This window comes from Oceanicella sp. SM1341 (assembly GCF_003448965.1).
Classification (GTDB): Bacteria; Pseudomonadota; Alphaproteobacteria; order Rhodobacterales; family Rhodobacteraceae; genus Paroceanicella.
Map to the genome: position 1 here is coordinate 18,789 of NZ_QRGC01000038.1, position 22,136 is coordinate 40,924.

The 22,136-nt window shown below is 70.5% G+C and carries 20 protein-coding genes, 1 pseudogene and 1 riboswitch; of the genes and pseudogenes, 7 read left to right on the top strand and 14 right to left on the bottom strand.

From position 1 onward, the window contains the following. Positions 1-250 precede the first annotated feature (250 nt). From D3P35_RS23320 to D3P35_RS23330, 5 genes are all read right to left on the bottom strand, one after another. Positions 251-1,327: a helicase RepA family protein gene (locus tag D3P35_RS23320; RefSeq protein ID WP_157982282.1), complete on the bottom strand. Its 1,077-nt coding sequence runs from the start codon at positions 1,325-1,327 to the stop codon at positions 251-253. Next, complete coding sequence (locus D3P35_RS26360) at positions 1,324-1,641, bottom strand: hypothetical protein (protein ID WP_157982283.1); 318 nt, start codon at positions 1,639-1,641, stop codon at positions 1,324-1,326. Before D3P35_RS26360 ends, D3P35_RS23320 begins: the two co-directional genes overlap by 4 nt. Before the next feature lie 364 nt (positions 1,642-2,005). Continuing rightward, positions 2,006-4,633, bottom strand: a complete 2,628-nt coding sequence (locus tag D3P35_RS23325) for a CheR family methyltransferase (protein ID WP_198670775.1) — start codon at positions 4,631-4,633, stop codon at positions 2,006-2,008. 84 nt (positions 4,634-4,717) lie between these two features. Next, on the bottom strand, positions 4,718-5,200 hold the full coding sequence (locus D3P35_RS26595) for a chemotaxis protein CheB (protein ID WP_198670776.1): 483 nt from the start codon (positions 5,198-5,200) through the stop codon (positions 4,718-4,720). Positions 5,201-5,392: 192 nt separating this feature from the next. Continuing rightward, positions 5,393-5,914: a sigma-70 family RNA polymerase sigma factor gene (locus D3P35_RS23330; protein ID WP_118138339.1), complete on the bottom strand. Its 522-nt coding sequence runs from the start codon at positions 5,912-5,914 to the stop codon at positions 5,393-5,395. A gap of 350 nt (positions 5,915-6,264) precedes the next feature. On the opposite strand from D3P35_RS23330, the gene D3P35_RS23335 reads away from it, so the two are divergent. Further along, a complete protein-coding gene (locus D3P35_RS23335) occupies positions 6,265-7,302 on the top strand; it encodes a replication initiator protein A (RefSeq protein WP_118138340.1) in 1,038 nt (345 codons plus the stop codon). 995 nt (positions 7,303-8,297) lie between these two features. Here the strand turns inward: D3P35_RS23335 and repB are convergent. The 3 genes from repB to D3P35_RS23350 form a co-directional block, all read right to left on the bottom strand. After that, positions 8,298-9,284: a plasmid partitioning protein RepB gene (repB, locus tag D3P35_RS23340; RefSeq protein WP_118138341.1), complete on the bottom strand. Its 987-nt coding sequence runs from the start codon at positions 9,282-9,284 to the stop codon at positions 8,298-8,300. A gap of 1 nt (position 9,285) precedes the next feature. Then, positions 9,286-10,464, bottom strand: a complete 1,179-nt coding sequence (repA, locus tag D3P35_RS23345) for a plasmid partitioning protein RepA (RefSeq protein ID WP_118138342.1) — start codon at positions 10,462-10,464, stop codon at positions 9,286-9,288. 169 nt (positions 10,465-10,633) lie between these two features. Beyond that, a complete protein-coding gene (locus tag D3P35_RS23350) occupies positions 10,634-11,530 on the bottom strand; it encodes a LysR substrate-binding domain-containing protein (protein ID WP_118138343.1) in 897 nt (298 codons plus the stop codon). A 156-nt stretch (positions 11,531-11,686) separates the two neighbouring features. Between D3P35_RS23350 and D3P35_RS23355 the strand changes: the two genes are divergently transcribed. The 4 genes from D3P35_RS23355 (at position 11,687) to D3P35_RS23370 (ending at position 13,523) form a co-directional block, all read left to right on the top strand. Continuing rightward, complete coding sequence (locus D3P35_RS23355) at positions 11,687-12,016, top strand: nuclear transport factor 2 family protein (protein WP_118138344.1); 330 nt, start codon at positions 11,687-11,689, stop codon at positions 12,014-12,016. Beyond that, the gene (locus D3P35_RS23360; RefSeq protein WP_118138345.1) at positions 12,013-12,804 is read left to right on the top strand and encodes an SDR family oxidoreductase; all 792 of its coding nucleotides are present in this window, start codon (positions 12,013-12,015) and stop codon (positions 12,802-12,804) included. Before D3P35_RS23355 ends, D3P35_RS23360 begins: the two co-directional genes overlap by 4 nt. A 183-nt stretch (positions 12,805-12,987) precedes the next feature. After that, on the top strand, positions 12,988-13,233 hold the full coding sequence (locus D3P35_RS23365) for a BrnT family toxin (protein WP_118138346.1): 246 nt from the start codon (positions 12,988-12,990) through the stop codon (positions 13,231-13,233). Between the two features lie 35 nt (positions 13,234-13,268). After that, positions 13,269-13,523 carry a BrnA antitoxin family protein gene (locus D3P35_RS23370; protein ID WP_118138347.1) on the top strand — a complete coding sequence of 85 codons (255 nt, stop codon included), beginning with the start codon at positions 13,269-13,271 and terminating at the stop codon, positions 13,521-13,523. Positions 13,524-13,869: 346 nt separating this feature from the next. Here the strand turns inward: D3P35_RS23370 and D3P35_RS23375 are convergent, their stop codons facing one another. Together D3P35_RS23375 and D3P35_RS23380 are read right to left on the bottom strand one after the other, a co-directional pair. Further along, the gene (locus D3P35_RS23375; RefSeq protein WP_118138348.1) at positions 13,870-15,486 is read right to left on the bottom strand and encodes a GMC family oxidoreductase; all 1,617 of its coding nucleotides are present in this window, start codon (positions 15,484-15,486) and stop codon (positions 13,870-13,872) included. 256 nt (positions 15,487-15,742) lie between these two features. Continuing rightward, the gene (locus D3P35_RS23380) at positions 15,743-16,540 is read right to left on the bottom strand and encodes an alpha/beta fold hydrolase (RefSeq protein WP_118138349.1); all 798 of its coding nucleotides are present in this window, start codon (positions 16,538-16,540) and stop codon (positions 15,743-15,745) included. Positions 16,541-16,749: 209 nt separating this feature from the next. Between D3P35_RS23380 and D3P35_RS23385 the strand changes: the two genes are divergently transcribed. After that, a complete protein-coding gene (locus D3P35_RS23385; RefSeq protein ID WP_118138350.1) occupies positions 16,750-17,238 on the top strand; it encodes a MarR family winged helix-turn-helix transcriptional regulator in 489 nt (162 codons plus the stop codon). 235 nt (positions 17,239-17,473) lie between these two features. Here D3P35_RS23385 and nrdF read toward each other — a convergent pair whose 3' ends face one another. The 4 genes from nrdF to nrdH all read right to left on the bottom strand — a co-directional run bounded on the left by nrdF (position 17,474) and on the right by nrdH (position 21,334). Continuing rightward, positions 17,474-18,451, bottom strand: coding sequence for a class 1b ribonucleoside-diphosphate reductase subunit beta (nrdF, locus tag D3P35_RS23390; RefSeq protein ID WP_198670777.1), 978 nt, complete (start codon positions 18,449-18,451; stop codon positions 17,474-17,476). A 130-nt stretch (positions 18,452-18,581) separates the two neighbouring features. Then, entirely contained in the window at positions 18,582-20,705 is a 2,124-nt protein-coding gene (gene nrdE / locus D3P35_RS23395) for a class 1b ribonucleoside-diphosphate reductase subunit alpha (protein ID WP_118138351.1), read from the bottom strand. After that, positions 20,690-21,100: a class Ib ribonucleoside-diphosphate reductase assembly flavoprotein NrdI gene (nrdI, locus tag D3P35_RS23400; protein ID WP_118138352.1), complete on the bottom strand. Its 411-nt coding sequence runs from the start codon at positions 21,098-21,100 to the stop codon at positions 20,690-20,692. Before nrdI ends, nrdE begins: the two co-directional genes overlap by 16 nt. Before the next feature lie 12 nt (positions 21,101-21,112). Continuing rightward, positions 21,113-21,334: a glutaredoxin-like protein NrdH gene (gene nrdH, locus D3P35_RS23405; protein ID WP_118138353.1), complete on the bottom strand. Its 222-nt coding sequence runs from the start codon at positions 21,332-21,334 to the stop codon at positions 21,113-21,115. 100 nt (positions 21,335-21,434) lie between these two features. Beyond that, positions 21,435-21,643, bottom strand: a riboswitch (cobalamin riboswitch). Between the two features lie 409 nt (positions 21,644-22,052). Here nrdH and D3P35_RS23410 point away from each other — a divergent pair. Beyond that, a pseudogene (locus tag D3P35_RS23410) lies at positions 22,053-22,136 on the top strand (electron transfer flavoprotein subunit beta/FixA family protein); the annotation flags it as partial.

Here is a 22,136-nt window from a genome sequence, read left to right on the forward strand (position 1 = left end):
AGCCGGTCCCGGGTGTGCCCCGGGCGGGAAAGGGTCCCCCCCTTAAGGGGGAACCCTTTTCCCTCCTGCCGGCCGGGCCAGCATGCACCGGACGTCCCGTGCCGGGACAAGGTGACTTCATTGCGCTTTCCCTGCCGTTCCAACCGTTTACATATGGCCGGGATAAGCGGGACATACCGGGACACGCCCCCCTGCCCCGCCGGTCGGGACAGTCCGGGACATGGCGTGGCACTTGCCCCTGTCCCGCTCCTCACAGCCGCCAGACCGTGGTGTCGCGCACGCGGATCGCCTGCCTGCGCTCCAGTTCTTCGCGGCACCGGTTGAACGCGCGCTTGCGGGTGTCGCGCGTGGAGGAGGCGGACAGCACGCCTTCCTCCATGCAGGCGTCGCGCCAGGGCCCGAGGGCAGCCGCGCCGTCATCCCCGATCAGCCGGTCGAGGAGCGACAGGGCCTTTCGCGCCACTTCGCTCACGCCCGCGTGGCCCGCCTGTGCGGAAGCCACCGGGTCGACCCGGCAGGTTGTGACGACATCGCCGTCCTGGTCACGCCCCAGCTCGACCTGCCGGAGATGATAGCTGAAGCGCAGGCCGGTGGGCCCGTCGCGCTGCTTGGTCACCTCGGCGGTGATCTGCCCGGCCTCGTCCCGCGAGAGCTCGATCTCGGTGTCGATCGCCGCACGCAGGGCGCTGTGTCCCCGCGCGCCGCGCGCGACATCCTTGCCGCTGTGATGGACCAGCAGGACATGCGCGCCCGAGGCACGACGGATCAGGTCGAGGTTGTGCACCAGCTCGGCAATGTCCGGCGCGGCGTTCTCGTCGCCGCCGCCCATCACCCGCGCCATGGTGTCGATGACGATCAGGTCGATGCCGGCTCCGCCCACGGCGGCGAGATGCTCCAGCACCTCGGCCAGGGGGACCGCCGCACTCTCGGCCCCGGTGAGGCTCAGCTGAACCGGCAGGAGGAAGAGCTCGGGCGCCTCGAAGGCCGCGAGGCGGTTGGCAAAGCCGCCCCCGCCTTCCGCCGCGACATAGAGCACGCGGCCGTGCCGCACCCGGTTGCCGTCCCAGTCCTGCCCCTTTGAGACATGGTGCGCAAGGTCGAGCGCGAGGAAGGACTTGCCGCTGTTGGACGGCCCGTAGAGGACGGAGAGCGTTCCCCTGTCGAGCCATCCCTTCACCAGGTAGGGCCGCTCGAGGCAAGGCGCGAGATGGGCCGCCCAGACCGTCGCATCGAGCAGCGCACGGGCCCGGGGCTTCAGGCGGGCCGGATCTCCCCTGGCAGGCCGGGGCCGGTCATGGCCGGGCACATCGATGCGGGACAGGGTCATGCGGCCTCCCTGCGCTGCACATAGGCGAGGAAGGCGAGCTGGTCGGCGGCCGGCAGAGCCTCGAAGCTGGCCAGGCACCAGGCCTTCAGCTCGGGGCGCGAGGCCCATTCGGCCCACCAGCGCGCCTCGTCCATCGGCGCCTGGAGTGCGGGCAGCGGCATGCCCGCCCCGCCCAGTGCCGCCGAGACCACGCTCTCCACCCGGTCCGCCGGCAACATCCCCAGCGCGGCCCAGGCGATGGCCGCCCGCTCTTCAGTGCCCAGCCGGGCAGCGAGAATGAAGGACAGGCCCTTCCACCCCTCGAAACTCGACATCGACAGCGCGTATCCCAGTCCACGCTCCGCACTGCGGTGTGCCGGCCGGACCGGGTCCGGCGCGTGCGACAGCCCGGCCATCATTCCGTGCTCTCCCGGCACTCCGGTGCCGACCAGACTTCATTGCAAGCGAGGTGAAAGCTGCTGCGCAGCCAAGTTCGAAAGGCTTCGTGATCAGAGTGAGTGATTTTGTCCACTTCCCGTAACGGGAAGCGGGGATGGGCGAAGTCCATGGGGATTTCGTCTCCGGAGCATGTATGTGGATAACCCATCGTAATACATGTTTCAGAAAGGAGGGCAAGTGGTGTTTAAGAGTACTTGTTTCGTAGCAAAAGCAGACTGAAGCTACGGCTTCAGACCACCCTCAGCGCTCGAGCGCGAAGCTCAGCTCCAGCTCGAAGCCCTCCGGCGGGAAGCGGCTGGCCACCTGGCCGCCGGAGAGCGACATCACCTGGCCCTCGACGAGCACCATGCCGAAGCCGGTCTTCTCCGGCACGCTCACCTCCGGGCCGCCGCGCTCGACCCACTGCAGGCCCAGGACACCGTCCGTCTCCTGCCAGGACACCTTCACCCGCCCCGCGGATCTCGACAGCGCGCCGTATTTCGCCGCGTTCGTCGACAGCTCGTGCACGATCATGCTCAGCGACATCGCCTGCTGCGGCTTGAGCCACACCCCCGGCCCGCTCACCTCGAACCGCTCGGCGCCGAAGGCCTCCGCCTCGGCGCGCACCAGGTCGCTCACCGAGACCAGGCTCCACTCCGACTGCGAGAGCAGCGCGTAGGCCCGGGCCATGCCGTGCAGCCGGCCGATGAGCTTCTCGGAGAAGTCCTTCGGGTCGGAGGCGGTGCGCAGCGTGCTGTTGGTGGTGCTGATCACCACGGTGAGCATGTTCTTGACCCGGTGGTTGAGCTCGGCGATCAGCACCTCCTGCCGGCGCTCGGCCCGGGCCAGGCTGGTGATGTCGAGGATGGTCACCACCACGCCGCCGATCGCCTCGGTGCGGGTGCGGTAGGGCATCAGCCGCACCAGGTAATGCGCCTCGTCGTCGGCCGAGGAGATGCGGTGCTCGATGGTCTGCTGGTCGCGGATCACCGCCTGCGCCTGGCCTTCGAGCTCGGGATAGTCGAGCACGCCGGAAAGGTCGCTCAGCGGGCGGCCGATGTCGCTGCCGCGCAGGTTGAAGAAGCTCGCCGCCGCCGGGGTGAAGTTGCGGATCACCAGCGCGTGGTCGAGGAAGATGGTGGCGATGCGGGTGGCGGCGTAGAGGTTCTTGAGGTCGGTGTTGGCCTGGTCGAGCTCCTCCACGCTGCTCGCGAGCTCGGCGTTGATGGTCGAGAGCTCCTCGTTGAGCGACTGCGCCTCCTCGCGCGCGGCCTCCAGCGCCTCGTTGCTCGACTGCACCTCCTCGTTGACCGAGACCAGCTCCTCGTTGGCCGATTTCACCTCCTCGATGGCGGCCTCGTATTCCTCCACCGTCGCCTGCAGGCGGTCGCGCAGGTCGCGCAGCTCGCGCTCCATCGCCGCTTCCGCCTCGCCGCGCCCGGCGTCCTCGGCGCGCACGGCCCGGATCTCCTGCCACTCGCCCAGGGGGTGGAACAGCACGAGGAACAGCGCCTCCCCGGCCTCCCCGCCGGGGTCGAGCGGCTCCACGGTGAGGCGGGCCATCCGCCCCTGCTCGGTGCCCGGCTCGAGCATCAGCACCTCGCGCCCGGCCCGCCGCCCGGTCTCCAGCGCCTGGCGCAGGGCGGTGCGCAGCGAGGTGCGCAGGTCGCGGCGGGCAAGCTCGAGCAGCTGGCGGCTCGGCGCGCCGCGCGGCATCTCGAGATAGGGGCCCGTGCCGGTGGAGTAATGCAGGATCTCGCCCTCCTGGGACACCACCACATGGGCGGGGGCGTAGCGCTCGAGCACCTGCATCTCGGCGCGCTGGCGCAGGTGCACCCCGGCCGCCTCCAGCCGGTTGCGCGGGGCCGGCGCCTCCGCCCCGGCGCGCGGCCGGCCGGCGAGCCGGGCCATCGAGCGGGGCAGCCGGCGGAAGCCGCCCTCGGTGTCGCGGCTGCGGAAGATGCGGTGCTGGCGGTCCACCGGGGCGAACAGCTCGCCATAGCGGCTCACCCCCTCCGAGGTGCCCAGGAACAGGTAGCCGCCGGGCCGGAGCGCGTAGTGGAAGGTGGGGATCACCTGGTCCTGCAGGGCGCCGCCGAAATAGATCAGCAGGTTGCGGCACGAGACCAGGTCCATGCGCGAGAAGGGCGGATCGGCGATGATGCTGTGCGAGGAGAACACGCACATCTCGCGCACCTGCTTGACCACGACGTTCCCCGCGCCGTCGCGGCGGAAGAAGCGCTTCAGCCGCTCGGGCGTCACACCCTCCATCAGCGTGTCGGGATACTTGCCCGCCCGCGCGACGGAAAGCGCGTCCTCGTCGATGTCGGTGGCGAAGATCTGCACCTGCGGCGGCGCCGCGAGGCTCTCGACATGCTCGCACAGCAGGATGGCGAGGGAATAGACCTCCTCGCCCGTCGCACAGCCCGGCACCCACACGCGCACCGTGTCCCGGGCGCCCTTGCCCTCCAGCAGGGCCGGGATCACCTTCTCCCCCAGGGCGGCGAAGGCGTCGGCGTCGCGGAAGAAGTTGGTCACGTTGATCAGCAGGTCGCGGAACAGCGCCATCACCTCGCCCGCGTCCTCGCCCAGCCGGCGGGTGTACTCATCCACCGTGTCCACGTCCGTCACCTTCATCCGCCGGGCCACCCGGCGCATGAAGGTGCGGTTCTTGTAGCCGGAGAAATCATGGCCCGCGCGCTCGTGCAGCAGGCGCGCGATGTCGCCCTGCACCTGCAGCGCCCGGTCGCGGTTCTGCCGGTCCCTGTCGGTGGAGGCCAGCATGTCGAGCACGTCGATGCCGTCGCGCACCTGCAGCAGGTACCGGGGCATGCGCTCCACCGGCACGGCGAAGTCGATCAGCCCGCTGGCCTGGGCGCTGCGCGGCATCTCGGGGTTTCTCGGCCCGCTGCCCGCCTTTTCCCCGCCAGCCTTCTCCGCGCCCGTCTCGTCTCCCGGCTGCTCTTCCCCCGCCTACTCTTCCCCCACCTGATCTTCCACGGCCTGGGCCATGGTGATGCCGCCGTGCTCCTTCACGGCCTTCACCCCCAGCGTGCCGTCGCCGTCGCCGCCCGAGAGCACGATGGCCACCGCGTTCTCGCCCTGGTCCTCGGCGAGAGAGGCGAAGAACGTGTCGATGGGCCGGCGGGCCCGGCGCTCGCGCGGGGCCGGGCGCAGGCGGATGTGCCCGTCGCTCAGGGTCATCAGCCGGCCCTCGGGCATCACGTAGACATGGTCGGGCTCGAGCGCGGCACCCTCCTCGGCATTGAGCACCGGCACCGGGGCGAAGCGGCCGATCACCTCGTGCAGCAGGCTGGGGCGCTCGGGGGAGAGATGGGTCACCACCACCACGGCCATGCCGCTGTCGGCGGGAAAATCGCGAAAGAAGCCTTCCAGGGCGGGGATGCCACCGGCGGAGGCGCCGATGCCGACGACCAGGGGGGCTTGGGATGTCATCACGTGGGCTGCTCCCCGCAAGGATTGCACGGCTCGTCTGGTGGCGGGTCGGGCAGCGCGGGGCGCGACACCGGTGAAAGCGGGCCTCCCTCCGGCAGGGCGCTTCGCTGCGCAAGCAGTATCATGAAGTCGGACAACAACCGAGAGGCGAAAAGGTTCCCGCCCGGCGGGCCGCGAGGGCCCCTGCCCGGCTCAGAGGCCGGTTTCGTGCAGGTCTTCCATCACCAGCGCGCGGCCGCGGCTCACCCGGCTCTTCACCGTGCCCACCGCGCAGTGGCAGATGCGGGCGCTGTCCTCGTAGCTCTCGCCCTGCACCAGCACCAGCAGCACCATCTGCCGGTAGGGCTCGGGCAGGCGGGCGATCGCGCGCAGCGCCTCGTCGGCGCGCACGCGGATGTCCTGCACCGGCGCCACGGCGGCGCGCTGGTAGGTCGAGGCGCAGGCCTCGCTGCCCGGGGCCTCGCGCCGGCGCTTGTGCACCTGGTTGAGGAAGGTGTTGTGCATGATGGTGAACATCCAGGCCCGCAGGTTGGTGCCGGGGCTGAACTTCGCGGCATTGGCGATGGCGCGGGCCAGGGTTTCCTGCACCAGGTCGTCGGTCTCGTCATGCGATCGGGTGAGGGTCCAGGCGTAGCCGCGCAATCTGGGAATGAGGCCGATGACATCCGCGCGGAACGCGGGGCTGCGGCCTGCACCGGAGACCGGGTGCAGCATGGGATATCCTTCCGTGCGGGTGTTCCAGCTTGGAGACCAACGGGTGCATTCCCGTCACGGTTCCCGGCTTTCCGCCCTTCCCTGCCCTCCGGGCCCTGCCCCGGGCCGGGAGGCGGGGTGCATTTTCGAGCCGCCACAGCGGGTTATCCACAGGCGGGCCGGGCCGCCGTGAGTGTTAAATAGGTGTTAAATATGTGTTACGTGCGAAAAAACCCCGATTTCTCCTTTCATTTCAGTCACTTGCAAACCCGCCGGTAACTGATAACACGAATCTCGGTAACTGAAATCCCGGTTTCGGTAACTGAAAACACGAATCTTGACCGCGGTAACTGAAAACACGAACATGCGGCATGGTACCTGAAAACACGAATCCCCTGGCCCCCCTTCTCCCCGAGCGCCATCCGCAGCATGACCTGTTCATCTGCGACGTGGGCGACGCGGTTCTGAAGGACGTGATGCAGCACATGGAGCATCCGTTCTACTCGCTCTCGAAGAAGCCGGAGACCACGGTCAAGCGCTACCGCAACGGCGACAACTGGCTCGAGATCACCCCCAGCGTGAAGGGGCTGGCGACGATCTACGACAAGGACATCCTGATCTACTGCATCAGCCAGATCATGGCGAAGCTCAAGCGGGGGGAGGCGGTCTCGGCCCGGGTGCGCATCAACGCGCGCGAGCTGCTGATCTTCACCAACCGCGGCACCAGCGGGCGCGAGTACCTCTCGCTGCTCGACGCGCTCGACCGGCTGGAGGGCACCCGCATCCGCACCAACATCGTGAGCGGCGACGAGGAGCAGATCGAGGGGTTCGGCCTGGTCGACGCCTCCTCGATCCGGCGCAAGCACGGGCTCGACGGCCGTCTGCTGTGGTGCGAGGTGCGCCTGTCGGACTGGGTGTTCAACGCCATCCGCAACGAGGAGGTGCTCACCCTCCACCGCGACTATTTCCGCCTGCGCAAGCCCATCGAGCGGCGGGTCTACGAGATCGCGCGCAAGCATTGCGGCCAGCAGAGGAGCTGGCGCATCTCGCTCTCCAAGCTGCTGCTCAAGACCGGCTCGCAGAGCCCGGAGAAGCGCTTCCGCCAGATGGTCAAGCTGCTCACCCGCCACGACCACCTGCCCGACTACCACGTCGCCTTCGAGGAGGAGCGCGACATGGTGATCTTCACCAACCGCGGCTCGATGGCCGGCCCCGCGCTGATCGACGCCGCCATCCCCGCCCTGCAGCCCGAGACCTTCGCGCGCGCCCGCCAGGCCGCCCCGGGCTGGGACGTCTACCACCTCGAGCAGGAATGGCGCGACTGGATCGTCGAGCCCCCGCGCGACCCCGACGGCGCCTTCGTCGGCTTCTGCCGCAAGTGGTACGAGCGCCGCGGCGCCCCCGGCTGACCGCGCGTCCCGGCCCTGCCGCGAGTTGACAGCTGTCAACTTTTTCCCCCTGCCGGGCGCGCCCCCGCTCCGCCAGCCTCCACCCTCCGGCCACCGGAAGCCGCCCCGCGCGGAGCCCGAGTTGACAGCTGTCAACTTTTCCGCCGGCGGGCACGGTTCGCGCGCAGGGGGCAGTTTTCGGGAGCGGCGTGGCGCCCGGGTGAGGCCGTCGCCGCCGAGTTGACAGCTGTCAACTTTCCCGGGTCGGGCGAGCGCCTCGCGGAGCAGGAGGACAGGTCATCCGCCGAAGCCCCTGCCCGGCATGGCCATGACTGTCCCCGCAGGTGGCCGGGCGAAGTCTCCCCGCCCGGAACATCCCTGCCGCGAGTTGACAGCTGTCAACTTTTCACTCTGGCGGGGGGCGGTTTCGAGGCAGGCCCGAAACGGGATGCCGGAGCGCGCCCGGCCCGCGGAGCCGCGTCCTCCGGCGCTGTTGACAGCTGTCAACTTTCCGCAGCGGCGAAGGGCCGGCCCGCCCTGCCCGCTCCGAAACCGCGGAGATCTCCGACGGTCCGGAGGCCGTGGTCGGGTGACGGGCCGCCCCCGGAGTTGACAGCTGTCAACTTTTCGCCCCTGCCGACCGGGGGCGGAGAGGCCGCCACCCTCCCCCGCACCAGCGCTCCCGGCGCCCGGCAGCACCTCCGCGCCGAGTTGACAGCTGTCAACTTTCCCGGGTCGGACGAGCGCCTCGCGGAGCAGGAGGACAGGTCATCCTCCGAAGCCCCTGCCCGGCATGGCCATGACTGTCCCCGCAGGTGGCCGGGCGAAGTCTTCCCGCCCGGAACATCCCTGCCGCGAGTTGACAGCTGTCAACTTTTCACCCCGGCAGGCACGGTTCGCGCGGGGGCGACGGCCGGGGGTGGCGTGCGCCGGGGGTGGCCCCGGAGGCCGGCGCCGAGTTGACAGCTGTCAACTTTCCGGCGGCCGGGGAGGAGCTCCGGCGGAGTTGACAGCTGTCAACTTTCGCCGCCGGCGGGCGGCTCCTGGGCGCGCCAGCGGGCGTGCAGCTCGGCGAGGTGCTCGACGAGCCAGTCGTCGAAGCCGCCGGGAGCGAGGGTGAGGGAGAGGCCGCGCGCGCTCCGGCGGGCCCGGGCGAGCGGGGTGCCGTCGGCGGCGCGGATCTCCAGCGGGGGCTCGGCAGGCGCCGGGTCCCGTGCGGCCTGCCCGTGCCGGCGCAGGGCGGTCATCAGGCCCTCGAACCGGTCGGTGGAGGTGGGGCCGGGGGCGCTTACCGCCGCGAGGTCGGCGGCGTCCTGCGCCGCGAGGCCGGCGGCCTGCAGCAGGGTGGCGAGCTCCTGCCAGCGCGGGCGGCCGATGCCATGCGCGGCGCCGATGGCGCGCAGCACCGGGTCGGGGATCTGCTCCATCAGCGCGATCATCCGCGAGACGACGGTCTTGTCGACCGTGAGCGCGGCGCAGATCACCTGGCGGGTGTAGCCGGCCGCCTCCATCGCCCGGGCGAAATGCGCCTTCTCGATGAAGCTCAGGTCGCGCCGGGCGCTGTTCTCCTGGCCCTGGGCGAGCACGAGGGCCTCGTCGTCGAGCGCGCGGACCAGCGCCTTCACCTTCACCCCGAGGTCGCGCGCGGCGAGCACCCGGCGGCGGCCGTAGACGATCTGCCAGGCGCCCTCCTCGCGAGGGTGGGGGCGCACCAGCACCGGCACCTGCTGGCCGTGCTCGGCCATGGAGCGGCGCAGGGCGGCATCGTCCTCGGCCAGGTCCTCGATGCGGTCCTCGAGCCCGCCGGGGCGGATGGCATGCGGGTCGAGCTCGACCACCGCATTCGCCCGCAGCGCCGAGACCGCCGAGGAGATGGCCCCGACGGCGCCGCGCCGGGGGGCGGCGGGGCCGGGCTCGGGGGAGGCGGGGGCAGGGGCAGGGGTGGGGGTGGCGGACGGGGCCATCAGCCCCTGCAGCATGGTCTTGCGGTCCTTGCGTGCCATCTCAGCGCCCCCAGGCCTGCTGGACGAGACCGGTGATCTCGCCGTTCACCGCATTGAGGCTCTCCATCGCGCGCTCGTAGGTGGCGCGGGTGAAGCTGCCCTTCTCGATCTCGTAGAGGGTCTGCTTGGTGATGCCGGCGTCCGAGATGGCGGTGCTCTTGAGCACCTCGTTGGCCAGCACGTGCTCGCCGAAGAGCGCGCGCATGAAGCCCACCATCTGGCTCTGCGGCCCGTCGCCGGGCTCGTAGCGGGTGACGAGGTAGCGCAGCCAGTCGTAGGACATGTTGCCCCCCGCCCCGGCCACCACGCCCAGCAGCTCCGAGGTCATCAGCAGGAACTGGCACATCGACATCATGTCGAGCATCTGCGGGTGGATGGTCACCAGCACCGCCGTGGCGGCCGAGAGCGCCGACATGGTGAGGAAGCCGAGCTGCGGCGGGCAGTCGATGATCACGAGGTCGTAGTCGGCCTCGACGCTCGCCAGCGCCTCGCCGATGCGGGTGAAGAACGGCGTGCTGCCCGCCCCGCCCGCGGCCAGAACCCGCGGCGTGTCATGCTCGAACTCCATCAGGTCGAGATTGCCGGGGATGAGGTCGAGCCCGGTCACGTAGGTGGGGCGGATGACCTGCGCGAGGGGCAGGGGGTCGTCGTAGCGGATGGCGTCGTAGAGCGTGCCGCCCTCGGTGAGGTCGAACTCCGGCTGGAAGCCGTGCAGGGCGGAGAGCGAGGCCTGGGGGTCGAGGTCGATCGCCAGCACCCGGTAGCCGTCGAGGGCGCATTTCTGCGCGAGATGCGCGGCGGTGGTGGTCTTGGCCGAGCCGCCCTTGAAGTTGATCACCGAGATCACCTGCAGGTGGTCACCCGCGCGGCGGCCGGGCAGGTAGGTGCCGGGCTGCTTGGCGCCGGGCTCGAGCAGGGCGCGCAGGGCGCGGATGTCCTCGGTGGTGTAGGAGCGCCGGCCGCCGGGGCCCACCTGCGGCTCCGGCCCCCGGCCCTCGAGATGCAGCTTGCGCAGGTAGGCGTCGTTCACGCCCAGCAGCTTCGCCACCTCGCCGGAGGAGAAGCGGCGCATCTGCTTCATCGCGTCCGGGGGGAAGAGCTGTTCGCGATGCGCCTTCAGCCGGGCCGAGAGCGCATGCGCATGCTCGGCCACCAGCGCGTCGATACGGATCTGTTGCATGGAGCTGCCTCGATGATGTGTTGTTACGGCCCGGGCCTTTTGTTACGGAAAAAACCGTAACCCGGCGGGGGAGTTCTGTCGAGCCTCAAGCAGGCCCTGCGCCCGGGGCCGCTTCTGCCGCCCGGGCCGGCGGGGGTACTTCTCTTCCGCCCGGTCCGCGGGCGAGGGCTCACCCCCCGGGCAGGCTGCGGGCGAGGGCGAGGAAGGCGCGGAAGGCGGCCGAGTGGGTGCGCCGGCCGGGGTAGTAGAGCGCGAGCCGGGCCAGCGGCGGGGTCCAGTCCTCCAGCACGCGGACCAGCCGGCCGGCGGCGATGTCCTCGGCCACGTCCGCTTCCATGAAGAAGCCGATGCCCGTGCCCGCCAGCACCGCGATGCGCGCGAGGCTGGTCTCGTCGAGGGTGACGGGGCCCTGCACGTCGATGTGCAGCGGCCGGCCGTCGCGCTCGAAATGCCAGCGGTAGAGGGCGCCGTCGGGCAGCCGCACCCGGATGCAGGCATGGCCGGGCAGGTCGGGCGGCACCAGCGGTGGCGGGCGGTCGCGGAAGTAGCCCGGGCTGGCCACCACCGCGAAGCGCCGCGGCGGGCCGATCGGCAGGGCGATCATGTCGGAGGGCACCAGGTCTGCGCTGCGCAGCCCCATGTCGAACCCCTCGGCGACGATGTCGACCAGCCTGCCCTCGGTGACCAGGTCCACGTGCACCTGCGGGTGGCGGCGCAGGAACTCCAGCACCAGCGGCGCCAGGATCTCGCGCGCCGCACTGGCGAAGGCGTTGATGCGCAGCGTGCCGGAGGGGGTTTCCTGCTGGGCGCGGGCGAGGTCCATCGCGGCGTGGATGTCCTGCAGCGCCGGGCCCACCCGGGCCACGAAGCCCTGCCCGGCATCGGTGAGCGACACGCTGCGCGTGGTGCGGTTGAACAGCCGCACGCCCAGCCCGCGCTCCAGCCGCGCCACCGCGGCGCTGAGCGCCGTGGTCGACATGCCGAGCTCGCGCGCCGCCGCCCGGAAGGAGCCGCGCCGGGCGATGGCGAGCACCGCGTCGAGATCTGTCAGGCCGTGGCGGGGCATTGTCCTGCTTTCCGGGATGTCACATCCCGCTTTATCCCGATTATCATTGCACAGGTCCATCCCCAGATTGACGTGCAGGGGCAGGGGCCCCTCGCGTGGCCCGGGGAAGCGGCCCGGGGCCGCGCGGCACCCTCACACCGGGAAAGGAGACCGGGAATGGCCATCGAGCTGCCGAAACCCATCGCCGACTACTTCGCCACCGACAGCATGGAGGGCCCCGACGCGGTGGCCGCCTGCTTCACCGCCGACGCGGTGGTGGTGGACGAGGGCAACACCTACACCGGCCGCACCGCCATCCGCGACTGGAAGGCCGGCGCGGGCACGAAATACACCTACACGGTCGAGCCCTACGCCATCGACGCCGAGGGCGGGCGCACCGTGGTCACCAGCCGGCTGGAGGGGAATTTCCCCGGCAGCCCGGTGGACCTGCGCTATGCCTTCGCCCTGGAGGGCGACCGGATCGCCGGGCTGGAGATCGCCCCGTGAGCGGAGAGGGCACACCCTTCCTCACGCTCTCGGGCCGGCGGGCGCTGATCACCTCCGGCACGCGGGGGGCGGGGGCGGCCACGGTGGCGCTGTTCCGCGAGCTCGGCGCGCAGGTGATCACCACCGCGCGCAGCCGGCCCGAGGGCATGGACGACGTGCCCTTCGTGGCCGCCGACCTCACCGGGCCGGAGGGCTGTGCGGCGCTGGCCGAGGCGGTGCGCGCGCAGCTGGGCGGGGTGGACATCATCGTGCACATGCTCGGCGGCTCCTCGGCCCCCGCGGGGGGCTACGCCGCCCTCACGGATGACGAATGGCGCCGGGAGCTGGACCTCAACCTGATGCCCGCCGTGCGGCTCGACCGGGCGCTGCTGCCGGGGATGGAGGCGCAGGGGCGCGGGGTGATCATCCACGTGAGCTCGATCCAGCGCCTGATGCCGCTGCCCGAGGCCACCACGGCCTACGCGGCGGCCAAGGCGGCGCTCTCGGCCTACAGCAAGAGCCTCTCCAAGCAGGTGGCGCCGAAGGGCGTGCGGGTGCTGCGCGTCTCCCCGGGCTGGATCGAGACCGAGGCCTCGGTCGAGCTCGCGCAGCGCCTGGCGGCGGAGCAGGGCGTGGACGTGGAAGAGGGCAAGCGGATGATCATGGCCTCGCTGGGCGGCATCCCGCTGGGCCGGCCGGCGCGCCCCGACGAGGTGGCGAGCCTGATCGCCTTCCTCGCCTCCGACCGCGCCGGCGCCATCACCGGCACCGAGCACCTGATCGACGGCGGCACGGTGCCGACCGTGTGACGGCCCCCTCGTGTGAAGGCCCGGGGCCGAAAGGCCCCTCGTGTGAAGGCCCGGCCGAAAGGCCCCCCTGAACGGATCCTTCCGAAAGCCCCCGAGCCGCGCAGCCCGCCTGCGCGGCTTTTTCCATGGCGCCGGGTGGTTTTTGTAGATACAGAAACCATATTGGTGGTAAGGAATGCGGGCATGATGATCGTCTGGGACGAGCCGAAGCGGCGGACAAACCTGGCCCGGCACGGGCTCGACTTCGCCGACCTGGACGAGATGTTCTTCCTCTCCTCGCTGGTGGTGCCGGCGAAGGAGAACCGCCACATGGCGATCGGCCGGCTCGCGGACGGCACGATCGCGGTCGTCTTCGCCGTGCTGGGAACCGAGGGCGTCTCGGTTATCTCGATGCACCCGGCCAGCCGCAGGGAAAGGGACTTGCTGTGACCAGGAAACCGATCAGCGAAACCCGGGTGCAGGCGATGATCGCCTCCGACCCGGACGCCCCCGAGGCCACCGAGGCGGATCTCGCCCGGGCGGTGCCCTTCACCGAGGCCTTCCCGGCGCTCGCGGAGAAGATGCGCCGCAACATCGGCGGCCGCCCGAAGGCCGAGCACCCGAAGGTGGCGGTGTCGCTGCGGCTCGACCCCGAGGTGGTCTCGCGCTTCAAGGCCGGGGGCCCCGGCTGGCAGACCCGCATGAACGAGGCGCTGCGCCGGGCCGCGGGGCTGGGCTGAGCACAGGGGGCTGAGCACAGGGGGCAGGCGGCTGGGCGGCCTGTCTTGAGTGTTTGGCCTGAGTGCAGGGCCTGAGCGCCCGGGGGCGGGCCAGAGGCCCCGTGCCGCCCGGCCACTGGCCGCGGCGAGGGGGCCGCGCCCGGAAGCAGTATTCCCCTTCGTGCCCCCCCATGAACCCCGGCCGCGGCGCGGGTGGTCTTTCCGGCGCGCCCGGTCCCCCTCCGGCAGCAGGGAGGCGCCGGAGGGGGGGCTGGGGCGGCATACCCGTGAGGGGTGGGGAAGAAGAGGGCATGCCGCCCGCAGGGCAGGGGCCGCGGGCGGTGTCCCGCCCGGGGCCAATGGCCGCTCAGAGGCCGTGGCGGGCGCGGATCAGGCGGGCGGCGCGCTCGCCGATCACCGCGCAGGGGGCCTGGGTGTTGCCGGTGGTCACCCGGGGCAGCACCGAGCCGTCGGCCACGCGCAGGCCCTCGATGCCGCGCACGCACAGTTCCGCGTCGACCACCGCCATGTCGTCGCGCCCCATGCGCGCCGTGCCGCACTGGTGCCAGTAGGTCACCGCCGCGTCGCGCAGGAAGGCGTCGTCGGCCGGCCGGCCCTCGCCGGGGATCGCCTCGCGCGTCACGAAGGGGCGGAAGGCCGCCGCGGCGCCGAGCTCGCGGCACAGGCGCACGCAGGCCCGCGCCGTCTCCAGGTCCTCCGGGTGCGAGAGCATGTTGGCGTCCACGATCGGGGCCACGTGCGGGTCGGCGGCGCGCAGCCGCACCTCGCCCCGGCTCCGCGGGCGGGCGAGGCCGCCGAACATCGTCCAGCCGTGCTCGGGCACGCCGCGCGCCGCGGTGCGCTCGCTGGGCACCGGGAACTCGACCTGGCAGAACAGCAGGTCGGGCGATTCCAGCTCCGGGCGGCTCTTCCAGTACAGCGTCGCCTCGCTGCCGCTGTTGCGCGGGGGCAGGGGGCTCGCGAGCTCCCAGATGCAGCAGAAGGCCACGTGGTCCTGCAGGTTGCGCCCCACGCCGGGGATGTGGCCGAGGACCGGGATGCCGTGGCGGTCGAGCTGGCCGCGCTCGCCCAGGCCCGAGAGCATCAGCAGCCGCGGCGTGCTGATGGCGCCGGTGGAGACGATGACTTCCGCATGCGCGGCGATGCGGCTCATCACGCCGTCACGCTCGATCTCCACGCCGCGGGCCCGCCGCCCCTCGATCAGCACCCGCCGCACCAGGGTGCCGGTGAGCACGGTGAGGTTGGGCCGGTCGGTGAAGGGCCGGGCGTAGGCGCGGTAGAGCGAGTGGCGCCGGCCGTCGCGCACCAGCATGTCGGTGATGGCGGCGCCGCCCCCGGTCTCGGTCATCCGGCCGTTGGGGCTGTCGTGGCGCGGGATGCCCAGCTCGCCCGCCGCCTCCAGCATGGCGCCGGCAAGCGGGCTGGGGTCCTGCGCCGGCTGCACCCAGACCGGGCCGCCCGTGCCGCGATACTCCGGGTCGGGCGCGCCCTGCCAGTTCTCCATCTCGCGGTAGAGGCCGCGCACCGCGTCATGGCCCCAGCCGGCGTCGCCGGTCTCGGCGGCGTAATGGTCCCAGTCGCTGCGGTGGCCGCGCGCCCAGACCATCACGTTCACGCTCGAGCCGCCGCCCAGCCCCTTGCCCATCGACATCGGCAGGGCGCGGCCGTCGAGATGCGGGTTCGGCTCGGCGAGGAAGCCCCAGTCGCGCTCGCTGCCCAGGTTGGCGGGCCAGCGCGCCGGGTCGAGCACGGTCTCGGCCTCGTCGCTGCCGCCGGCCTCGACGAGCAGCACGCTGCAATCGGGGTTCTCGGCCAGGCGCCGGGCGATCACCGAGCCGGAGGCGCCGGCGCCGCAGATGATGAAGTCGTAGGCCGGGCGCAGCGCGGCGGTGAGCCGGGCCTGGTTCTCGCGCGCGCGGCGCTCGAAATCCGCGGTCTCGGCGGGGGAGGGGGGCGTGGTCATGAGGACAGCCTTTCGCTGAAGGGGGTGGGGCTGGCCGGCGCGCGTGCGACGGCGCGCGCCGGAGGGCACGGGCAGGGGGCCGCGAGGCCCCCCGGCAGGTGTCGGGGCCGGTGGTCCGGGCCGGGGTGAGGGTCAGGGTCTGGCGGGTCAGGGTCGGGGCGGGCGCCGGGGCGCGCCGCCCCGGGCCCGGGGCCCCTGCCTCAGGTTGCCGGGCTTGGGGACGGGCTTGGGATCGGGCCTCGGGACGGGCCTCGGATCAGCGGGCCTCGGCCGTCTCTTCGGCGGCGGAGGCCTGGCGCGCGGCCTCCTCGATCACGTCGGCCACGGCCTCGGCCTGCGAGATGAACAGCGCGTGGCTGGCGCCGGGCAGCTCGGTGACCTGCGCGCCGATCCGCTCGGCCATGGCATGGAGCATGCGCTGGTCGAAGGCCTTGTCGGCGGTGCCGAACACCGCCCGGCTCGGCCGGTCGCGCCAGGCGGCGTGCTGCAGCGGCGTGGCGAAGACCGACATGTTGATCGGCACCTGCGAGGCGGCGAGGAAGGCGGCATCCGCCTCCGGCAGGTCGGCCGCGAAGGCGGCGCGGAACTGGTCACGGGGCACGAAGCCGAACCCGTCGGCGCCGGTCTCGATCACGAACTCGGGCGGCGTGGTGAAGCCCGCGTATTGCTGGGCCGTGGTCTCGCCCGCGTCGGGCGCCAGCGCGGCGACATAGACCAGCGCGCGCACCGCGGGGTGAATACCCGCCTCGGTGATCACGCTGCCGCCCCAGCTGTGGCCGACCAGAACCGCCGGGCCGTCCTGGCGGTCGAGCACGCGCCGGGTGGCGGCGACATCCTCGGCCAGCGAGGTGAGCGGGTTCTGCACTTCGCTCACGTGGTAGCCGCGCGCGGTGAGGATGTCATGCACCCCGCGCCAGCCCGAGGCGTCGGCGAAGGCGCCGTGCACGAGGACGATGTTCCTCACCGGGGTCTCTTCGGCCCGGGCGGCGAGGGGCGCGGCCAGCGCGGCGATGGCGGCGGCGGCCAGCATGGCATTGCGAAGCATGGTGATCATCGGGGCATCCTCCTCGGGAGCTTGGAGCGGGAATCTGATTGCGATAATTGTTATCGCGATAAGTGAGATAGTGACTCGCGCCGCCCTTGTCCAGCGGAAATGTATCGCGATATATGTTTTCGTGATCTGACACCCGGGCCCGGCTCCTCCCGACGGCCCGCCCCCCTGATCCGGGCCGTCCGGCCCGGGCCCCGAGAAAGGAGCGCCGCATGCCCGATGATGCCGCCGTACCCGGCCCCGTACCCGGCCCCGTGCCGCTCGAGGACCAGCTCTGCTACGCGATCTACTCGGCTGGGATCGCGATCCAGCGGGCCTACAAGCCGCTTCTGGACGCGCTCGGGCTCACCTATCCGCAATACCTGGTGCTGAACGTGCTGTGGCGCGAGGACGGGCAGACCGTGGGCCGGCTGGCCGAGAGCCTGGCGCTCGAGTCGAGCACGCTCACGCCGCTGCTCAAGCGCCTGGAGGCGGCCGGGCTGCTGCGCCGCACCCGCAACCCCGCCAACGAGCGCCAGGTTCTGGTGGCGCTGACCGAGGCGGGCCAGGCACTGCGCGCGCGCGCCGGCTGCCTGGGCGAGGCGCTGCTGGAGGCCTCGGGCCAGACCCCGGCCGCGCTCGCCGCCCTGAACCGCGACCTCATCCGCCTGCGCGAGGCGGTGAGCGCCCATTCCGGCCCCCAGGCCCGCACCGCGGGCTGAGCGGGCGGCGGGCAGGCCCCCCCGGGGGGATTTCGCCTTGTGCCCGGCACGCTCGCCCGCGTGCCGGGATTTTTCATGGGATCCGGGGGGTTGCGCCGCTGCCGCGCGTTCCGGGGGCGCTCTGCCCGGCACCGGGCGGGGGCGCGGGGCGGGGGGATGGCTCCCGGTAATATGCCATTATCGGGAGGATAGTTTCCAGAAAGGCCGACGCCGCAACCCCGCGCCGCCTTGGGGCTCAGAAATCCCAGTCGGCGTCTTCGGTGGCGACGGCGCGGCCGATGACATAGGAGGAGCCGGAGCCGGAGAAGAAGTCGTGGTTCTCGCTGTCGGGAGACAGGGCCGCGAGAATGGCGGGGTTCACCTCGCAGGCCTCGGCCGGGAACAGCGCCTCGAAGCCCAGGTTCTGCAGCGCCTTGTTGGCGTTGTAGTGCAGGAAGCTCTTCACCTCCTCGGTGAGGCCCAGATCGTCGTAGAGCGCCTCGGTGTATTTCGCCTCGATCTCGTAGAGCTCGAAGAGCAGGCTGAAGGTGTACTCCTTCAGCTCTGCGCGCCGGGCCGCGTCCTGCCGCTCCAGCGCGCGCTGGAACTTGTATCCGATGTAATAGCCGTGCACCGCCTCGTCGCGGATGATCAGCCGGATCAGGTCGGCGGTGTTGGTGAGCTTCGCGCGGCTCGACCAGTACATCGGCAGGTAGAAGCCCGAGTAGAACAGGAAGCTCTCGAGGAACACGCTCGCCACCTTGCGCTTCAGCGGGTCGGCGCCGGGGGCGTAGGTCTCCAGCACGGCGCGGGCCTTGGCCTGCAGCTGCGGGTTCTCCTCCGACCAGCGGAAGGCCTCGTCCACCTCCCGGGTGGAGCACAGGGTGGAGAAGATCGAGGAGTAGCTGCGCGCGTGCACCGCCTCCATGAAGGCGATGTTGGTGAGCACCGCCTCCTCGTGCGGGGTGAGGGCGTCGGGCATCATCGCCGGCGCGCCCACGGCGTTCTGGATGGTGTCGAGCAGGGTGAGGCCGGTGAACACGCGGATGGTGAGCTGCTGCTCGGCCGCGCTGAGCGTGGCCCAGCTCTGCACGTCGTTGGAGAGCGGCACCTTCTCGGGCAGCCAGAAATTCACCGTGAGCCGGTTCCAGACCTCGAGGTCCTTGTCGTCCTGCAGGCGGTTCCAGTTGATGGCGCGGGGAACGGCGATGCGCCCGGCATGGTCCTTCGTCACGTCTCGTCCTTCAGGTTTTGCGGCGCCTGACGCCGCGGGAAATCTTGCGGCGCGTGGCCCGGTGGGAAGTCATGCGGCGCGCCGCGAGAGTGGGGGGAGGACCCGGGCGCCGCGGCAGGAGGGCGGGGTGTCAGAGCGTGCAGCTCACGCAGCCCTCGACCTCGGTGCCCTCGAGCGCGGTCTGGCGCAGGCGGACGTAGTAGAGCGTCTTGATGCCCTTGCGCCAGGCGAGGATCTGGGCACGGTTGATGTCGCGCGTCGTGGCCTCGGCGGGGAAGAACAGCGTCAGAGACAGGCCCTGGTCCACGTGTTCGGTGGCCGCGGCGTAGGTCTCGATCAGCGCCTCGGGCCCGACCTCGTAGGCATCGCGGTAATACTCGAGATTGTCGTTGGTCATGAAGGGCGCGGGGTAGTAGACGCGGCCGATCCTGCCCTCCTTGCGGATCTCGATCTTCGAGACGATCGGGTGGATCGAGGAGGTGGAGTTGTTGATGTAGGAGATGCTGCCCGTGGGCGGCACGGCCTGCAGGTTGCGGTTGTAGAGCCCGTGGGCCATCACCTCGGCCTTCAACGCCGCCCAGTCCGTGCGGCCGGGCAGGGCGATGCCCGCGAAGAGCTGCGCCACCGTCCCGCTCTGCGGCAGCCAGTCCCGGTCGGTGTATTTGTCGAAGAAGCCGCCGGAGGCATAGCTGCTCTGCTCGAATCCGCGGAAGCGCTCCCCCGTCTCGCGGGCCAGCGCGCAGGAGGCGCGGATGGCATGGAAGGCCACGGCGGCGAAGTAGACGGAGGTGAACTCCACCCCCTCGGGGCTGCCGTAATGCACCCGCTCGCGGGCGAGGTAGCCGTGCAGGTTCATCTGCCCGAGCCCGATGGCATGGCTCTCGTCATTGCCGCGGCGCACCGAGGGCACGCTGTCGATGGCCGACATCTCCGACACGGCGGTGAGCGCGCGCACCGCCCGCTCCACCGTGGCGCCGAGGTCGGCGCCGTCCATGGTCTTCGCGATGTTCAGCGAGCCGAGGTTGCAGGAGATGTCGGTGCCCAGGTGTGCATAGCTCAGGTCCTCTTTGTAGGTCGAGGCCTCGTTCACCTGCAGGATCTCCGAGCAGAGGTTGGACATGGTGATGCGCCCGGCCACCGGGTTCGCGCGGTTCACCGTGTCCTCGAACATGATGTAGGGATAGCCGCTCTCGAACTGGATCTCGGCGAGGGTCTGGAAGAAGGCGCGGGCGCCGATCTTCTTCTTGGCGATGCGCTTGTCTGCGACCATCTCGGCGTATTTCTCGGTTACGGAGATCTCCGAGAAAGGCACGCCGTAGACCTTCTCCACGTCATGCGGCGAGAAGAGGTACATCTCGGCATTGCGCCTGGCGAGCTCGAAGGTCACGTCGGGGATGACCACGCCGAGCGAGAGGGTCTTGATGCGGATCTTCTCGTCGGCGTTCTCGCGCTTGGTGTCGAGAAAGCGCAGGATGTCGGGATGATGGGCGTTGAGATAGACCGCCCCCGCCCCCTGCCGCGCGCCGAGCTGGTTGGCGTAGCTGAAGCTGTCCTCCAGCAGTTTCATGATCGGGATCACCCCGGAGGACTGGTTCTCGATGCCCTTGATCGGGGCGCCGTGCTCACGGATGTTGGTGAGCATCAGCGCCACGCCGCCGCCGCGCCGCGAGAGCTGCAGCGCCGAGTTGATGCTGCGCCCGATCGATTCCATGTTGTCTTCCATGCGCAGCAGGAAGCAGGAGATGAGCTCTCCGCGGCTCTTCTTGCCGGCGTTGAGGAAGGTGGGCGTGGCGGGCTGGAACCGGCCCGAGAGGATCTCCTCCATGAAGGCCATCGCCAGCGCCTCGTCGCCGCGCGCCAGCGTGAGGGCACACATCACCACCCGGTCCTCGTAGCGCTCGAGGAAGCGTTTCCCGTCACGGGTCCTGAGCGTGTAGGAGGTGTAGTACTTGAAAGCGCCGAGGAAGGTGGGGAAGCGGAACTTCTTCGCGAAGGCCGCGTCCCAGATCCGGTGCAGGAAGGCGCGCGGATAGGCGGCGAGCACTTCGGCCTCGTAGTAGCCCTCGTCCACCAGGTAGTCGAGCTTCTCGTCCAGCGAGTGGAAGAACACCGTGTTCTGGTTCACGTGCCGCAGGAAGTATTGCCGCGCGGCCATGCGGTCCGCGTCGAAGCGGATGCGGCCCTCGGCATCGTAGAGGTTCAGCATCGCGTTCAGCGCGTGGAAGTCCAGCGTGTCGCTCACATGGTCGAGCATGGGGTCCCCCGGAATGTGTCCAGCCCGGCGGCGACCCGGGCAATGTCGGTCTCGCTGCCGGCCAGCTCGAACTTGCAGAGCACGGGCACGGAGCATTTTGCGGCGATGACATCGGCGGCCAACCCGTAGGTGGCGCCGAAATTGCGGTTCCCGCCGCCGATGACGCCCCGGATCAGGGCCCGGCGCGCGGGGTCGTTGAGGAAGCGGATCACCGGCTTTGGCACCGCGCCCCGCCCCGCGCCGTCAGCGAAGGTCGGGCAGATCAGCACGTAGGGCCGGTCGGGGGCAGGCATGTCTTCCCCGTGCAGCGGGATACGCGCCGCCGCGCGGCCGAGCCGGGCGACGAAGCGCGCCGTGTTGCCGCTGCGCGAGGAGAAGTAGACGAGCCCGGTCATCCCCGCGCGGGCTCAGGCCAGCCGGCCGATCATGTCCGGGCGGAAGCCCGACCAGTGCGCGTCCCCGGCGATCACCACCGGCGCCTGCCGGTAGCCAAGGGCGGTGACCCGGGCGAGGGCGCCGTCATCCGCGGTGAGGTCGACCAGCTCGTAGGCGATGCCCTTCGCGTCGAGCGCCCGGGTGGTGGCGGTGCACTGCACGCAGGCGGGCTTGGAGAAGACGGTGATCGTCATGGCGCATCCTCTGCTCGGTGGCGGGGGGGGGGGACGCATGCGCCGGGGGCGGTCCGGGACCGCCCATTCAGCAGACACGCCCCGAACCCTCCGTTCGTGGTCAAATCCTGATGCTCCGGGCAGGTCTCCTGACTTTGCGGCCTCCGGCCCTGCTAGCCTTCCCGGGGGCAATCCCAGTGGCATCCAGACAGGACATTCCGCGCATCAGCGCGCGCCGCTTACAGTTGCGGGGGCAGCGCCGGAGTTTCACCGGCTTCCCTTTTCACCGCGAAGCTTGCACTCCGCGACACCTGAAGCGTCTACATGTTGATCAGGTTTATCAGAAAACGTCAACATGGTGCGTTTCAAAGCATCTCCGGTCACTCCGTCCTGCGGCAGCGGTCACCCGAACCGGCATCTTGGAGGGCGGCAGGATGGTCTTCAGGCCCCGTGCTTAACGCTCTCTGCTGGAGCCATGCTCGACGGAAGTTCTTCGAGCTTGTGGAGTGTTGATTTCCACCCGGAACTGACCCGGGTTTTCCATCGAGAGGTGACCCTCCTTGGATTATGCTGAGCGGATCATGTTTGCATCAAAACATGCAGTTCCTTCCGGGATTCTTGGCATCGCACATTTGGTACTACCATTAATCCAATACAGCTGGCATCAAGTGTATTGGTCAGATCCTCCTGTTCGGGCGGCTGGCTTCAAGCGTTTCAACACCGAAAGGAACAGTCGCATATGAAAATCCTCGTGCCGGTCAAACGCGTGATCGACTACAACGTGAAGGTCCGCGTGAAGGCGGATGGCAGCGGTGTCGATCTC